Raw genomic sequence first — 15,686 nt, 5'->3', positions numbered from 1 at the left:
AAGAGGCTCTTTTTTTAATAGGAATGCCTAGAGACCAACAGAGAACAGCTTTAGGGAACATCTGCCTGTCGGGATAAAACAGGGCGCTTGCACTTTTATTCTCATGAATCCCTGTCCCTGCTCATACATTTAAATAAGAGTAAATTTGTGAATCGCGTGTGGGCAAATTTTTACTGGGGGGAAATGGGATGAGAGAAGAGGAACAAAAACAATTACAGCATGCTATAGGGGAAATAACTGAAATTGCTAAAGGATTCGGTCTCGATTTTTATCCGATGCGTTATGAAGTCTGTCCTGCAGATATTATTTATACATTCGGTGCATATGGAATGCCGACGCGATTTTCCCACTGGAGCTTTGGAAAACAGTATCACAAGATGAAACTTCATTATGATCTTGGCCTGAGCAAGATCTATGAGCTTGTCATCAACTCTAACCCTTGTTATGCTTTTCTGCTTGATTCAAACTCACTTATTCAAAATAAGCTGATTGTCGCTCATGTGCTGGCACACTGTGATTTTTTCAAAAACAATGTCAGATTTCAAAATACAAAGCGGGATATGGTTGAAAGTATGGCAGCTACTGCGGACAGAATCCGCCAGTATGAAATCGAGCATGGAAAAAAAGAAGTGGAAACCTTCCTTGATGCCATTCTCGCCATCGATGAACATATTGATCCTTCCCTCATGAGGCCGAAGCTTACATGGAGCATGGACGATGTCGAGTGGGAAGAGGAAGAAGTGCCTGCTGCTTCTCCTTATGATGATTTATGGAATTTAGATGATGGAGCAAAAAAAGACAGGAAGCAAAGGAAGAAAGTGAAGAAAAAGTTCCCGCCTAAGCCCGAAAAAGATATTCTCCTTTTCATCGAACAGTACAGCAGGGAGCTTGCCGACTGGCAGCGGGATATCCTGACGATGATGAGGGAAGAGATGCTTTATTTCTGGCCGCAGCTTGAAACAAAAATCATGAATGAGGGCTGGGCATCCTACTGGCATCAGAGAATTATAAGGGAACTTGATTTAACAAGCGGGGAATCCATAGAGTTTGCCAAGTTGAATGCAGGCGTAGTGCAACCTTCAAAAACGAGCATCAACCCGTATTACTTAGGATTGAAAATCTTTGAAGACATTGAAGAGCGTTATGATAATCCGACGGAAGAAATGATTAGGCGCGGTGAGAAACCGGGGTCCGGAAGAGAAAAAATGTTCGAGGTAAGGGAAATTGAATCGGATATATCTTTCCTGCGCAATTACCTGACAAAGGATTTGGTGACAAGGGAAGATATGTACCTGTTCCAGAAACAGGGCAAAGATTATAAAATTGTCGATAAAGAATGGAAGGAAGTAAGAGATCAGCTGGTCGGCATGCGGGTGAATGGAGGCTTTCCATTTATCACAGTCAATGACGGCGATTATATGAAAAATGGAGAGCTTTACTTAAAGCACTGGTATGAAGGGATTGAACTTGATCTTAAATACTTGGAAAAAGTTCTCCCTTATATTCACCAGCTATGGGGACGTCCCGTCCATATCGAAACTCACGTCGAAAACCGGCAAATGCTGTTTACCTACGAGGGGCGCAACGTTCAAAGAAAATACTTGTAGTCCTTCCTATGAAAACACTGTACGAAAGCGTGCAGTGTTTTTTTGTATGATTGCTTTAGTGCTTTAACCAGAGAAAGGGGACTGTCCCTCTTCGTGCTGTACAGCGTTAAAGCGCTGGGGGACTTTCCCCGGGTGCGAAAGGGATAAAGCGCTTGAACTATTCTCCTTTGAAAATGAGGATTTTTATTCGGAAAACCTCTCATACTAATTTCAAAGGAGGATTTATCTTGGACTCATTTACTTACAGGCAATCCTGGTTTGGAAATATAAAGGGTGATGTATTATCGGGGCTGGTGGTAGCTCTTGCTTTGATTCCTGAAGCGATTGCTTTTTCGATTATTGCAGGAGTCGATCCAATGGTAGGTTTGTATGCTTCTTTTACTATTGCGGTCACGATCGCTTTTACAGGAGGGAGGCCCGGGATGATATCTGCCGCCACGGGAGCGATGGCCTTGCTGTTCACTAATTTAGTGGCTGACTACGGCCTCCAGTATCTCTTGGCTGCAACAGTTTTAACAGGTATTTTACAGATCATTTTTGGTATTTTTAAACTGGCGAGATATATGAAGTTTATTCCTCGCTCGGTTATGGTCGGATTTGTTAATGCTCTGGCCATTTTGATTTTTACATCACAGATTCAGCATTTTGAAGGGGAAGAATGGATCATGTTTGCACTGGTTGGATTGACGCTGGCAATCATCTATTTATTTCCCTATTTGACCCGAGCTGTTCCTTCGACATTGGTGGCTATTGTTGTTGTGACTGCACTGGCAATCTTTATGGATTATGGGGTAAGGGCAGTCGGGGATATGGGAACGATTTCCCAGTCGCTCCCTCAATTCTTTCTGCCTGATATACCTTTGACATTCGAAACATTTATCATCATATTCCCATACTCGGCAGCATTGGCAGTGGTCGGTTTGCTGGAATCCCTTCTGACGGCAACCATTGTTGATGATATGACTGAGTCTGATAGTGATAAGAACATGGAGAGCCGGGGCCAGGGAATCGCAAATATCATCACCGGCTTTTTTGGAGGGATGGCCGGCTGTGCGATGATCGGACAATCCGTCATTAATGTAAAATCCGGGGGGAGAGGAAGATTATCTGCACTGGTGGCCGGAATATTTCTTATGTTCCTTATCGTTGTACTTGGCGAAATTGTCGTCCAGATACCCATGGCCGCTTTGGCGGGTGTCATGATTATGGTGTCAATCAGCACCTTTGACTGGAATTCATTGCGTACGCTCCATCTTGTTCCAAGGAGTGACGCAGTGGTCATGGTCGTTACCGTTCTGACTGTAGTGTTGACCCATAATTTAGCTATAGGTGTTTTCACAGGAATCTTGTTGAGTGCAGTTTTCTTTGTATCAAAAATATCAAAAGTACGGGTAAATAGAACAAGGGAAGGCAATAAAAGAATATATAACATTAATGGAGAGCTGTTCTTTGCTTCGGTTACGGAACTTATGAACCGGTTCGATTATATGGAGGACGTTGCCGAAGTCGAAATAAACTTAAGCAGGTCACATGTTTGGGATGATTCAGCTGTCGCTGCGGTTGATAAGATTGTATCTAAATTCGAGGCAAATGGAATTATTGTGAATGTGACAGGATTAAATGAGGACAGTACAGAATTAGTAGGGAAGCTTGCTAATAAACTGGGATCACATTAATAAATGGGGTGAAGGGATGTACAAGAAAATCTTACTGGCTACAGACGGCTCTGAACATTCAAAGCGTGCTGCCGAGAATGCGATCCATATCGCTCAATGCTCTGAAGGTTCTGCCATAGAAGTGGTATATGTAGTGGATGCCGGCCGTGCTAAGTCTGATGTGTTAGCGAATTGGAACTCCTCAGAAATGAATGATTTTCGTAAAGAGCGAATGAAGGATGTAGAACGGAAGGCGAAGGAAGCAGGGGTCAGCTATGATATCAAGGTACTTCACGGGGAACCTGGACCGGCGATCGTGGAATATGTGAATGCCAATGAAGTCGACCTGGTTGTCATCGGCAGCAGGGGATTGAATGGACTCCAGGAATTTGTTTTGGGCAGTGTAAGCCATAAAGTGGCAAAACGCGCGAATTGCCCTGTGTTGATCGTTAAGTGATCAGGCGAAGAACCTCTGTTATATGCAGGGGTTCTTTTATCTGTTTGCAGCTTTGGCGAAAGGTCCTGCTAATTGACTTTAACTTACTTTAACGCATTAACGCATTGAGAGGGACTGTCCCTCTCAATGCGTTAATGCGTTACCGTACTGATGGGGACTGTCCCTCTTCGCGCTTTACAGGGCTAAAGCGGATCAAAGAATAGGCTTTCTTTTCTTTGACAAAAGGGAAGTTGGAGCCATATACTAATATTCAAATGAATGTTTGAATGAAGGGGTGATGATGTGAAGCCAAAGCCCAAAGAAGATGTTTGTGAGGTCAATTGCTATGAGCGTGATAAAGTTGCCTTTGTCAAGGAAGAATTATCGGTTACGAACACAAATGGTGCTGCGAAAATATTTAAGGCCTTATCGGATGATACTAGAATGAAAATAGCATTCGCCTTAAGCCGTGAAGATGAGTTGTGCGTGTGTGATGTCGCTCATATTGTGGGTGCGACAACTGCCACTGCATCCCATCATTTACGTCTGCTCCGAAACATGGGCCTTGCCAAATACCGTAAAGAAGGGAAACTGGTTTATTATTCCCTTGATGATGAACACGTCAGAAGCTTGATTGACATCGCGATTACACATCATAAGGAGGTGGAACAACGTGGCTGAAGGACTGGAACAGACAACTGCTATAACAACCTACCGTGTATCCGGATTCACCTGAGCAGGCTGTGCCGCAAAGTTCGAAAAGAACGTGAAGCACCTGGATGGTGTTTCTGAAGCTAATGTAAATTTTGGAGCTGCCAAGCTTACAGTCTATGGTGAAACAACAATAGAAGAGATCGAGAAAGCGGGAGCTTTCGAGAACATCAAGGTGATTCCCGAGAATGAACAATTTTCAGAGAACAAGGAACCTTTTATCAAAAAACATTTCAATGTTTTGGTTTCTGCATGTTTCCTGGTTCTTGGATGGATATTAGGCGAATTTTACGGAGAAGGAAGCATTTATTCCGTTGGCGCTTATCTAGCGTCTATCTCAGTCGGAGGTTACCGCCTCTTCACAACAGGATTAAAGAATCTGCTTCGCCTTGAATTTGATATGAGGACCCTCATGACGATAGCGATTATCGGTGCCGCTTTGATTGGGGAATGGGGAGAAGGCGCTACAGTTGTCATATTGTTTGCGATCAGTGAAGTGCTGGAAGCCTATTCTATGGATAAAGCCCGCCAGTCCATCCACTCATTGATGGATATCGCACCGAAAGAAGCGCTAATCAGAAGAGGCGTCCAAGAGTTGAAGGTTAAGATTGAAGATATAAAAATCGGCGATATCATGATCGTCAAGCCAGGACAAAAGCTCGCCATGGATGGAGTCGTTGAAAAAGGAAGGTCGGCTATCAACCAGGCTGCCATTACGGGAGAGTCCGTGCCTGTGGCAAAAGAAAAAAATGATGAGGTTTTTGCTGGTACGCTGAATGAAGATGGGCTTCTGGAAGTTAGAGTCACAAAGCTTGCTGAAGATACAACGATTGCCAAGATCATTCATCTAGTGGAAGAAGCGCAGGCGGAACGTGCTCCGTCACAAGCATTTGTTGATCGTTTTGCCAAATACTATACACCAGCAGTCATTCTTGTTGCCCTGCTTGTGGCGGTTGTTCCACCGTTATTATTTGCCGCTGATTGGAGTACCTGGGTGTATCAGGGGCTTGCCGTACTCGTCGTAGGCTGTCCTTGTGCACTTGTCATTTCAACTCCTGTGTCGATCGTTACGGCGATAGGAAATGCTGCCCGTAACGGAGTCTTGATCAAAGGCGGTATCTATTTAGAAGAAACCGGTGCTTTAAAAGCAATTGCGTTTGATAAAACAGGAACACTTACAAGAGGGATTCCTGCTGTGACCGACTTCATTTCCCTTGATGAAGGCAAGGCAGGGGATCATTTGAAAGTGATTGCTGCACTGGAAAATGGTTCACAACATCCTTTGGCCTCTGCTTTAATGAAGAAAGCGGAAGAGAATAGCCTGGATTATCAATCCCTGTTGATTGAAGAATTCACATCTGTCACTGGAAAAGGAATTAAAGGCCTTATTCAAGGAACCCCCTATCATGTAGGAAGCCCATCATTTATGTCAGAAGTTATGAGGGCGCCTCTTCCTGAGGAATTGCAAAACCGCATTCAGGCCCTGCAAGCGGAGGGGAAGACAGTCATTGTGCTAGGTACAGATTCAGAAATCCTTGCCTTGGCAGCAGTGGCAGATGAAGTCAGGGACAGCAGTGCTGAAGTCATCGAAAAGCTTCATGAGCTGGGCATTGAGAAGACAATCATGCTTACGGGAGATAATAAGGGCACTGCAGAAGCCATAGCTAAAAGGACGAAAGTAAGTGAAACAGCTGCTGAATTACTTCCTCAGGATAAGCTTGATTATATTAAACGCTTGAGAAAGCAGTATGGCAAGGTCGCAATGGTCGGAGACGGTGTAAATGATGCACCTGCTCTTGCCGCCTCCTCCGTTGGGATTGCGATGGGTGGAGCCGGAACGGATACAGCTTTGGAAACAGCCGACATCGCTCTGATGGCTGATGATCTAAGGAAGCTGCCATTTACAGTGAAACTGAGCAGAAAAGCACTGGCGATCATCAAGCAGAATATTACCTTCTCTTTAGGAATCAAATTGCTCGCCCTGCTCCTGGTCATCCCGGGCTGGCTGACGCTTTGGATTGCCATCTTTGCCGATATGGGGGCTACCTTGATTGTTACCTTGAATGGTTTAAGATTGCTCCGTGTAAAGGATAAGTAATTAGTTTTTCAAAAAAGCGCTGTATAATTAAAAAGAAGAAGCCGAATAAGATCCGGCTTCTTCTTTTATTTATCCGATAATAACCCTTTCTTTCGGATAATGGAAGTGAGTTTCTTTTTGCTTAATACCCAAGATGACAAGGAAAGTAAGCAGTCCGATCCTTCCTATGAACATCAGTGCCATAATGATGATTTTTCCTATGGAACTCAGGTTAGGCGTGATTCCCATCGAAAGACCAGTTGTACCGAAAGCGGAGCATACTTCAAAAAGTATCTCAGTCGTGGAGAACGGTTCCGTGATAGAGAGTATGATCACCGATGTTGAACATAGCAGTGCAGCCATTAGTGTAACAGCAAGAGATTTCATAACGTCTGTTTGATCAAGCTCCCTGCGGAACACTTTAATTGTAGAACGTCCTCTTGCAAAGTTGATAAGAAACAGAATGTTGATAGCAAAAGTCGTCGTCCGAATCCCGCCGCCCACTGAACTTGGTGAAGCACCAATGAACATTAACATGCTGATGATGATAAGGGTCGGTTCTGTAAACTGGCTGACGTCGATTGTCGCCAATCCACCGCTCCGGGTACTGGTTGATTGGAAAAAAGCATAGAAAAACGATTTGTGCCAGGAAAGTCCGGCGAATGTGTGATTGAATTCCAAGACAAGAATCAGGATGGTTCCCGCTGCCATTAAAGAAAAGAACGTAACCGTGGTTATTTTGGTATAAAGTGAAAAATGAAACCTCACCCGTTTATCATTCTTATTCAAGAGAAAATCCTTCAATTCAATTAAAACCGGGAACCCGATAGCTCCTAGTGTAATTAATATGATATTTACACATTGAACGAAATAATCATGCGCATAGGGGATGAGGGACTGCCCTGTGATATCGAATCCGCCATTGGTAGTGGCACTGACGCTCGCAAATAAACCTTGTAAATAGGCTTCCTGCCAGGTTGGAAAGTATCCCAAGAAATATGTACCTAAAATGAGGGCGCCTATTACCTCAATGAGGAGGATGATAGAGAGTATCTGTCTCATCAGATTGACCAGTCCTGACAAATTGGATTGATTTTGGTCAGTCATGATAAGGCGCCGTTCTTTCAGTCCGATTTTTTTACCCAGAATAAGCCACAAAAACGTACCCAATGTCATAATCCCAATTCCGCCGATTTGCAGGATGAACATGAGGATGAATACTCCGGCATTACTGAAAGTCTCTGCTGTATTGACAACGGTCAGGCCAGTGACACTGATGGCACTGACTGCTGTGAACATAATATCCAGGAAGGACCATTCGACCCCCGGATTGATAGTGATCGGGAGACTTAGCAACAGAATGGAAATCCCTACAGCCAGACAGTAGAAAACAACAATGATCTGGGCAGGCGATAATCTGTCAATTTTATCTTTGAAGTTGGATATATTGAAAATCATTAGTAAACTCCTTTAAGGATAATGGCTATTTATCACTATACCATATGACATGCGGAGGAACATCAATAAAGAATGAAATAAGAATATCCTCATTGGAATATACTCCCTACTCAAAAGAGGGATTCTTGTGGTACAATTTTAAAGATAAAAGAATGGTGTATGTTTGAAAGGAGTATCAATATGGCGAACGTTTTCAATAATAATACAATAGTTGCTATTATTATTGCTTTTTCCGTTTATTTTATCATCAGGGGAATAGCTATATTCTTTGGTAAAGCGGGCAAAGGCTATATGGAGAGAAGAAATTTGACTACGGAAAGATTATTCTTCCACCTAATCGGGGCTTATTATATTTTCACCGGCATACTGGGGATGTTCATCCCGAAGCTTGACTGGAAAACAGTAGATATCTACTACTCAATCGGGATCTATGCTTTAGTGTCCGTTTTCTTTTGGCTGGCAATAGACCTGTTGATGAAACGAAATAGTGATGTAGAAGAAAAGCTTGCCGAGTAGCAGGCAAAAAGGCCTCATGGGCCTTTTTTTTGTATGTGGGGCGTATTGGATAGACTATTTCTATAAGAAGAAGCCAAACCAACATATCCAATCCTTATAACAACAAACATTATTGAAAGATTCCGTTAATTATGATTGCTCATTCCTATGTTCACTTTAAACCTGAATTTCGATAGAATAAGACTCAAATATATCAGATGGAGGTCACGGATGAACAACAAAACAGGCATCAGGACATTAATTGAAATCCTGCTGGTTTCCACCCGGCTCGGTTTAACATCGTTTGGGGGACCGGCAGCCCACCTGGGATACTTCAGGGAAGAGTATGTGAAAAAGAGGAAATGGCTGGATGAAAAGAGCTATGCGGACTTAATTGCACTCTGTCAATTTCTGCCCGGACCTGCCAGCAGCCAGGTAGGTATTTCAATTGGAATCGTCAGAGGGGGCATTGCTGGCGGCATTGTTTCCTGGTTCGGTTTTACAATGCCATCTGTGATTGCTTTAATTCTGTTTGCCTATTTTCTTTTGGGGACAGATGTGGTGGATTCAGGATGGATCCATGGATTAAAGCTTGTCGCCGTTGCGGTAGTGGCGCACGCCGTCATCGGAATGGGGCAAAAGTTAACCCCGGATAGACAGAGAATCACCTTGGCATTACTGGCTGCAGTCCTGACACTGTTATTCCCCACGGCAATTGGACAGATCTTGATTATTATCGGTGCGGGAATCGCAGGATATTTATTATATAGAAAAGCAAAAGTGATTCCGGTCCCTGATCTTCCTGTCAGGATCAGTAAAAAAGCAGGCGCGGCAGCATGGATATTATTCTTTGGGCTGCTTGCCGGCCTTCCAATATTGAGAGCGCTCTTTCCGGGGTTTTATCTGAGCTTATTCGATACTTTTTACAGGGTAGGTGCAATCGTATTCGGTGGTGGGCATGTGGTTCTTCCGATGATTGAACGTGAAGTCGTGCCGACTGGATGGATCAGTGAGGAAGTCTTTCTTGCAGGCTACGGGGCGGCTCAGGCAGTTCCAGGACCGCTGTTTACGTTTTCAGGCTATCTCGGCGCAGCAATTGAAGGCTGGGAAGCGGCAATCATAGCGGTTGTTGCAATGTTTCTGCCGTCATTCCTGTTAGTCATCGGTGCCCTGCCTTTTTGGAATGCAATCCGCAGAAAGCCTGCTGTGCAAGCTGCTTTAATGGGAGTGAATGCTGCAGTAGTTGGAATCCTTCTGGCAGCTCTCTATGATCCGGTGTTTACGAGTTCTGTTTTGGAACCGATCGATTTTGCTGTAGTTTTAATCTCATTTGGAATCCTTTATTTCTGGAAGGTTCCAGCTTGGGCGGTCGTTATCATAACAGCAATTCTTGGTTATGCAGTTTCCTTTTTATAAAAAATGCTAAAGCTCTTTTCTCTTTGAGAAGGGCTTTTCGTTTTATTACTGGGAAAATAACAGTACTTTAGTCCTCTGCGAATGAAAGCTTTTCTGCCGATATAAGAAATAGCAGAAACGACAGCTTAAGATAAAAAATGGCAGCGAATTATTTGGGATTTCAGAAGGTTAGTAAAGGGTTTTCTATACATAAGAACTCATATTCGAATAATGCAAAATTACCTATTTCCCTGATGGGACTTTTGCTATAGAATTAACAACGTCGAATATTAACGAAATGCTATGTTAGAGAACTATTTACAGCAAGCGGAGGCAGCCATGTTAAAAAATATTAAAGATTCAACTTTGATTTATGAAGAGAAGAGAACACTGAAATGGTTTTTGATATTGTTTTTGTCGATTTCCATTATTTATGATGGTATTTATTATTTTATCAGCCCTATATTCCATACAGACGGGGAAATTGGCTTTCCCTCAGGATTCGGATATGCCCTCTATTTGCTGATGTTTACCTTGATTCCGGCACTATACTTTTTTTATAAAGATCGCAACCTTAGAAGAATTAAATATTTTGCCGTGATCCTTTATATTTCTTTAACTCTAATTAATGACATCAGTATATATTGGGGAAATGATCAGCCATATGCGGTAGGTAACGTCGCTGAATTGTTTATTTTATTATTCTCTCCAATATTTGTTAGTGAAGTGTTTTTCTTTGTTGTAGTAATATCTATTTTCCTCAAGTATATAACGGTAGGGATTGTTACAAGTTCCCCAGAGGTGGTACTTCCTATCGTATTAATTTTAGTGCTTGCATCTATTGCTTACATCTTATTAAAGAGGTTTTTAGGCTATGTATTAGCAATTAAATCTTCTTACAATAAACAATTGGAAGGTATAGTCAAAGGAATAATAGCTACTTTAGAATTGAAAGACCCATATACAAAGGGCCACAGCGAAAGAGTCGCATTCTATTCGATTTCACTTGCAAAGCGATTGAATATTTATTCTGAAGAAGAACTTAATTCTTTTTATTACGCTTGCTTACTACACGATATAGGGAAGATACATATTCCTGATCGAATCCTCATGAAGCCAGACAGACTCACAAAGGAGGAATTCGAAATTATCAAGACTCACCCAAAGGTTGGGGCTGAAGCAATTAAGAAAATAGAAAAGTTTAATGACAGCTTAAGTATTATTTTATCCCATCATGAGCGGTGGGATGGGAAAGGGTACCCCGAGGGGTTGAAAGGTGAAGAAATACCAATAGCAGCCAGGATCACCTCCATTGCCGATGCCTTCGATGCAATGACCTCTACCCGTTCATATAGAGAAGCTCTGCCTGTTGAATCAGCTCACTATCGAATTCTTGAAGGCCGGGGGACGCAATTTGATCCGGATCTATTAGATATTTTTAAGAAGGTATATCCAGAATGGGTTGAACATGCCAAGAAGTTCAAGTCAGAATTTAGCGCTCAGGAACCTCAAGAATTAAATTCTTTGAGAAAAGGGGTGAATTTATGAAAATCAAAAAGCTAAAGTCTTTGAAAACAACTTGCTGGTGGTGCTTATTTATTAGATAAAATATATGAGTTATGGGGGTGCTTGCTTTTGTGCAGCATCCCTTATTTAATAGAGTTCTTTTTGTTATGATAAAACAATCTTTAAAGGCGGGCGACACTATTGCTTACTAGAGAGAGTAAAGTATTTCTGCAGCCATTTGTTATTAGAAAAGATAAAAGTAGTTACATATTGGAAAACAAGCAGACTAATGAATTTTTTGAGATGCCTGTAGTTTGTATAGATGCAATAGAGTTGTTGGAGAGGGGGCAGAGTTTAGACGAAACAGAAAAAATACTGAAGCAAAAATATCCGGATGAAAGTATAGATGTAATTCAATTTATAATTGATTTGAAAGAGTTAAATTTACTTAGACGGATTGATGAAGAAGAAATAACAGTGAAAAGCGAAGCATCTAAACCTTTTATGTTCTTTTGGGTATCACCCTATTTAGGAAAATTCTTTTTTAATAAGTTTAGTATGAGGTTCTATATATTCATTTTTTTAGTAAGTATGATTTTTGTAGCTTTTAAACCATCTTTGTTTCCTAGTTATGAAGATATATTTATTTTTGAGACAATGCTCTATAATATTTTTGTTTTTATGGTGATTTCCCTTTTATTAATTCTGGTTCATGAAACCGGGCATGTCCTTGCTATAAGGTCGTTCGATCTTCCTACCAGAATAGAAGTTGGGCACCGCCTTTTCTTCATTGTATTGGAAACTGACATGAGTGCAGGGTGGAAGCTTAATTCAAGTGAGAGGAATACTCTATTCCTGGCTGGCGTCTGCTTTGATATTACAGTCCTGTTTTTCAGTTTCACTGTAACATTGTTAATTCAGCCTCTAAATAATTCCTTACTTTTAGATATATTAGCGTTAATTAATCTTAATATATTCTTAAGGCTCTTATTTCAATGTGGTTTATATATGAAAACGGACTTCTATTACTTGCTGCAAAACATGACAGGTTGCTATAACCTAATGGAAGACTCTATCACTTATTTAAGCAGGAAGTTCGCTTTAGTAAATAAAGAAAAAGCTGGGCAACTTGATGAAGAAAAAAAGATTATCAAATGGTACAGCCTCCTATTTATTTCTGGAACAATAATTTCACTCATAATATTTGCCGGCTATCTTATACCTCAGCTGATTTATACAGTTAACAGAGCTTATCATTCTTTGCAGTATCCATTTGGCACTCTAAAATTCTGGGATGGTTTAGCCGTTATTCTACAAATTATTTTTATAGCGATTGTACTTGTATACTCATGGATGAAAAGTATAAAAAGTAACTTTCAACAAAAGAGTTAAAACTAAATTTCTACAAATTTCTACAAATTCAACCCAAAACGTGTATACTATAATTTAGTTGAACGGTAATGAAAAGTTATTTTGTTGTTGTCCAGGAGGCTGGTTTGATGGAGTTTATCTCCAAGAATATTAAGATGCTGGAAACAGAAGAAATTAAAGCTCTTAAAATGTTTATCCCATTATTCTTTATAATATATATTTTTTATGATTTTGCTTACTACTATTTACTTCCTTACATAAGTGGAGAGAGGCCTGCCTTATGGGAAGGCATTTCTGAAGGGATAGCTCTTTATATCTATATACTGGCCTATCTTCCAGTTGTCATCCTATTGGTTAAAAAGGGTATGGCATATTATGGTAAATATTTGTTGTTTGCAGCATATACTTCTGCAGAAGTTTTTAATAACTTTCTCTTTCACTTTGGGAGTGCATTAGAATTAAGGAATGGAAACATAGCCGAGATATTTTTTATTTTATTTGCCCCTATTTTCATTAATAAAAAATATTTTTATATTGTCTTTGGAATAACAACTATTAAATATGTTTTTCTTTATATTTGGGTTTATAATAATGTCCAGGTTATTCTGGGTTACGTGTTAGTGTTTATATTTGCTTTACTGGCTTTCTTACTGTTGAGGCGTTTCAGTTCGTACGTAAAGGCTACTATAGAAATAAGTAACGAACTGCGCAACACTGAAAAGCTGGCAACCGTAGGAAAGTTTGCGACGTCTATCAGCCATGAAGTTAGAAATCCATTGGCCTCTCTTAAAGGGTTTACGCAGCTGCAGAATGAAAAGCACCCGGAGGATAGTGAGTATTACAATATAATGACGAAAGAAATAGATAGAATCACTTCCTTACTGGATGATCTTTTGGTTATCGGGAAGCCAAAAGGGATGGATGTTGAGCCTCATGACTTTAACAATATTATTGAATATACTCTAAAGGTTATGGAGAACGACGCAAACCATCAGGAGATTCATTTCGAAAGCGATCTCGAGGAAGGGCTTCCGCAAATTGAATGTGATGCCAAGCATATCAAGCAGGTGTTGATCAATTTGATCAAAAATGGAATTGAAGCAATGCCAACAGGCGGAAATCTAACAATCAAAACGGAAAGCCTTGAAGAAGCGAGTCTCGTTAAGCTTATGATTCGAGATGAAGGAGATGGAATTTCTGAGGAGAATCTTAAACAGCTGGGAACTCCATTCCACACAACCAAGTCAGATGGAACCGGTCTTGGGCTTATGGTGAGCTTCAAGATCATCGAGGAACACAATGGCACCATCCATTATGAAAGCAAGGAAGGTACAGGTACAACCGTTTCTATCGTCTTACCTGTCACTCAGTCTTTTTCATAGAGTTTATGGTCAGAGGTTAGAAAAGCAGAAAAGCGGGTATACTCTTCTCGGAGGGATAAACCGTGCATCAGAGAAATACAAAAACAACAGAAGATTTCTATATTAAACAATTATTAAGAATAGGAATTTATAAAATATCTGACAAACAACTATATGAACTGAGCAAGAATGAACTGCAGAGAGAGTATCTGGAACATTATGTAGAGGGTTCTTTGAACAAGGTTATGGGAAATCATCTAAGTGAAGCTTGAAACAAGGAAGAATCCTGCCGATTTCGGCAGGATTCTTTTTGAGTTGATGACACCTTTGGGTTATGGTACGTCATGTCCCATAGAGCTTTGCAGGATCTCAAACCACTGGTCATGATCCAGCTTGATATCAAGAGAAGCAACAGCTGTCTGGATTCTCTCAATTCTTCCGGACCCGATGATAGGAAGAATTCGTGCAGGATGGTTAAGCAGCCATGCAAAAATAATCTGGTCGATTCCCCCTGCATTTGTTTCTTCTTTGATTTTTTCAAGGGTGTTCAGCAGGCGGACTGATTTTTCATCCTCGCTTGCAAAAATTTTACCTCCCGCTAATGGGGACCATGCCATAGGCGGGATTCTATTTTGCAAAGCGTGATTCAACGTGCCGTCTTCAAAATTTTCAAGTTCATATGGTGACAATTCAATTTGGTTGGTCACCAGTGGGAAATCCAGATAAGATTGAAGCATGCTGAACTGGTGATCCTTAAAGTTTGATACACCAAAATATCTTATTTTCCCCTCTTTGTGAAGCTGGTTGAAAGCTTCTGCCGTCTGCTCAGGGTCCATGAAAGGGTCCGGCCGGTGAATCAACAGGACGTCTATGTAATCTGTTCCTAAGTTCTTGAGTGAGTTTTCCACAGACTTCATTATGTGTTCTTTACTTGTATTATAGTGATGTGTTTTGTGCTGGGGACGGTTCTTAGAAGGCAGTACAATGCCGCATTTAGTGACGATTTCCATTTTCTTGCGTAAAGAAGGTTTTAAGGAAAGGGCATTCCCGAATAATTCTTCACATGTATAGCTTCCATAAATGTCTGCATGATCAAATGTAGTGATTCCGGTTTCCATTACTTCTTCGATCAACCTTAACGTTTCTTCTTTGGATTGCTGCCAATCCGATAGGCGCCAGAGCCCGTGGACAAACCTTGAGAATGTAAGGTCTTCTGCCAGATGTATTCTTTCCATTTGTGATCCTCCTCGTCAACATTCTTCGGTTCATTATAACCTGTATATACCCAACATCAAAACAAGAGGGCCTGCAACCTCGCTTCACCGCGTTAAAGCGCAAAGAGGGACAGTCCCTCTTAATGCTTTAAAGCATTAAAATACTTGAAATACCGGGATGTTTATGTCAAAGTAAAGAATGGAAAATAATAAATATGCGAGAATAGTGGGGGGACCAGTGAAGCTGGTTGAGATAGTATCCTTGATAGATACTGACCCTTGGAACCTGATCTGGTTGAAGCCAGCGTAGGGAACATATTCTAAACGGTTCATCTGTTTTCAATATGCGTCCCGGGTTCTTTCCCGAGGCGCTTTTTTATTGTCAGAAAGCTTGCAATCA

13 protein-coding genes and 1 riboswitch are annotated in these 15,686 nt (G+C 41.1%); of the genes, 11 read left to right on the top strand and 2 right to left on the bottom strand.

Going from position 1 to position 15,686, the window contains the following annotated elements; all coding sequences use genetic code 11:
• The first annotated feature begins 188 nt into the window (after nucleotides 1-188).
• The 5 genes from M1E09_RS16775 to M1E09_RS16755 all read left to right on the top strand — a co-directional run bounded on the left by M1E09_RS16775 (nucleotide 189) and on the right by M1E09_RS16755 (nucleotide 6,507).
• Nucleotides 189-1,607 carry a SpoVR family protein gene (locus M1E09_RS16775; protein ID WP_456271984.1) on the top strand — a complete coding sequence of 473 codons (1,419 nt, stop codon included), beginning with the start codon at nucleotides 189-191 and terminating at the stop codon, nucleotides 1,605-1,607.
• Nucleotides 1,608-1,834: 227 nt separating this feature from the next.
• Complete coding sequence (locus tag M1E09_RS16770) at nucleotides 1,835-3,283, top strand: SulP family inorganic anion transporter (protein ID WP_456271983.1); 1,449 nt, start codon at nucleotides 1,835-1,837, stop codon at nucleotides 3,281-3,283.
• Nucleotides 3,284-3,299: 16 nt separating this feature from the next.
• On the top strand, nucleotides 3,300-3,719 hold the full coding sequence (locus M1E09_RS16765) for a universal stress protein (protein WP_456271982.1): 420 nt from the start codon (nucleotides 3,300-3,302) through the stop codon (nucleotides 3,717-3,719).
• A 282-nt stretch (nucleotides 3,720-4,001) separates the two neighbouring features.
• The gene (locus tag M1E09_RS16760; protein WP_456271981.1) at nucleotides 4,002-4,379 is read left to right on the top strand and encodes an ArsR/SmtB family transcription factor; all 378 of its coding nucleotides are present in this window, start codon (nucleotides 4,002-4,004) and stop codon (nucleotides 4,377-4,379) included.
• A complete protein-coding gene (locus tag M1E09_RS16755) occupies nucleotides 4,372-6,507 on the top strand; it encodes a heavy metal translocating P-type ATPase (protein WP_456271980.1) in 2,136 nt (711 codons plus the stop codon). Before M1E09_RS16760 ends, M1E09_RS16755 begins: the two co-directional genes overlap by 8 nt.
• 69 nt (nucleotides 6,508-6,576) lie before the next feature.
• On the opposite strand, the gene M1E09_RS16750 is transcribed toward M1E09_RS16755, so the two are convergent.
• Nucleotides 6,577-7,944 (bottom strand): TrkH family potassium uptake protein, encoded by a 1,368-nt coding sequence (locus M1E09_RS16750; RefSeq protein WP_456271979.1) that lies wholly within the window; start codon nucleotides 7,942-7,944, stop codon nucleotides 6,577-6,579.
• Nucleotides 7,945-8,124: 180 nt separating this feature from the next.
• Here M1E09_RS16750 and M1E09_RS16745 point away from each other — a divergent pair, with 180 nt between their 5' ends.
• The 6 genes from M1E09_RS16745 to M1E09_RS16720 all read left to right on the top strand — a co-directional run bounded on the left by M1E09_RS16745 (nucleotide 8,125) and on the right by M1E09_RS16720 (nucleotide 14,344).
• On the top strand, nucleotides 8,125-8,460 hold the full coding sequence (locus M1E09_RS16745) for a hypothetical protein (protein WP_456271978.1): 336 nt from the start codon (nucleotides 8,125-8,127) through the stop codon (nucleotides 8,458-8,460).
• Between the two features lie 210 nt (nucleotides 8,461-8,670).
• Nucleotides 8,671-9,855: a chromate efflux transporter gene (gene chrA / locus M1E09_RS16740; RefSeq protein WP_456271977.1), complete on the top strand. Its 1,185-nt coding sequence runs from the start codon at nucleotides 8,671-8,673 to the stop codon at nucleotides 9,853-9,855.
• A gap of 318 nt (nucleotides 9,856-10,173) precedes the next feature.
• The gene (locus tag M1E09_RS16735) at nucleotides 10,174-11,382 is read left to right on the top strand and encodes an HD domain-containing phosphohydrolase (protein ID WP_456271976.1); all 1,209 of its coding nucleotides are present in this window, start codon (nucleotides 10,174-10,176) and stop codon (nucleotides 11,380-11,382) included.
• Nucleotides 11,383-11,541: 159 nt separating this feature from the next.
• A complete protein-coding gene (locus M1E09_RS16730; protein ID WP_456271975.1) occupies nucleotides 11,542-12,732 on the top strand; it encodes a hypothetical protein in 1,191 nt (396 codons plus the stop codon).
• A 107-nt stretch (nucleotides 12,733-12,839) separates the two neighbouring features.
• Nucleotides 12,840-14,093: an ATP-binding protein gene (locus tag M1E09_RS16725; protein ID WP_456271974.1), complete on the top strand. Its 1,254-nt coding sequence runs from the start codon at nucleotides 12,840-12,842 to the stop codon at nucleotides 14,091-14,093.
• A 62-nt stretch (nucleotides 14,094-14,155) separates the two neighbouring features.
• Nucleotides 14,156-14,344, top strand: a complete 189-nt coding sequence (locus M1E09_RS16720) for a Fur-regulated basic protein FbpA (RefSeq protein ID WP_456271973.1) — start codon at nucleotides 14,156-14,158, stop codon at nucleotides 14,342-14,344.
• A gap of 60 nt (nucleotides 14,345-14,404) precedes the next feature.
• On the opposite strand, the gene M1E09_RS16715 is transcribed toward M1E09_RS16720, so the two are convergent.
• On the bottom strand, nucleotides 14,405-15,307 hold the full coding sequence (locus tag M1E09_RS16715; RefSeq protein ID WP_456271972.1) for an aldo/keto reductase: 903 nt from the start codon (nucleotides 15,305-15,307) through the stop codon (nucleotides 14,405-14,407).
• A gap of 197 nt (nucleotides 15,308-15,504) precedes the next feature.
• Nucleotides 15,505-15,616, top strand: a riboswitch (TPP riboswitch).
• The last annotated feature ends 70 nt before the right edge of the window (nucleotides 15,617-15,686 follow it).

It is taken from the genome of Bacillus sp. AK031 (genome assembly GCF_053903065.1).
Note: the sequence above shows the minus strand (reverse complement) of the source record. Positions and strands in the feature narration are given on the sequence as shown.

Bases quoted from the DNA above. Each gene is read 5' to 3' on its own strand.
- M1E09_RS16775 (WP_456271984.1), top strand. From the start codon at position 189: ATGAGAGAAGAGGAACAAAAACAATTACAGCATGCTATAGGGGAAATA.
- M1E09_RS16765 (WP_456271982.1), top strand. From the start codon at position 3,300: ATGTACAAGAAAATCTTACTGGCTACAGACGGCTCTGAACATTCAAAG.
- M1E09_RS16750 (WP_456271979.1), bottom strand. From the start codon at position 7,944: ATGATTTTCAATATATCCAACTTCAAAGATAAAATTGACAGATTATCG.
- M1E09_RS16745 (WP_456271978.1), top strand. From the start codon at position 8,125: ATGGCGAACGTTTTCAATAATAATACAATAGTTGCTATTATTATTGCT.
- chrA (WP_456271977.1), top strand. From the start codon at position 8,671: ATGAACAACAAAACAGGCATCAGGACATTAATTGAAATCCTGCTGGTT.
- M1E09_RS16735 (WP_456271976.1), top strand. From the start codon at position 10,174: ATGTTAAAAAATATTAAAGATTCAACTTTGATTTATGAAGAGAAGAGA.
- M1E09_RS16725 (WP_456271974.1), top strand. From the start codon at position 12,840: ATGGAGTTTATCTCCAAGAATATTAAGATGCTGGAAACAGAAGAAATT.
- M1E09_RS16715 (WP_456271972.1), bottom strand. From the start codon at position 15,307: ATGGAAAGAATACATCTGGCAGAAGACCTTACATTCTCAAGGTTTGTC.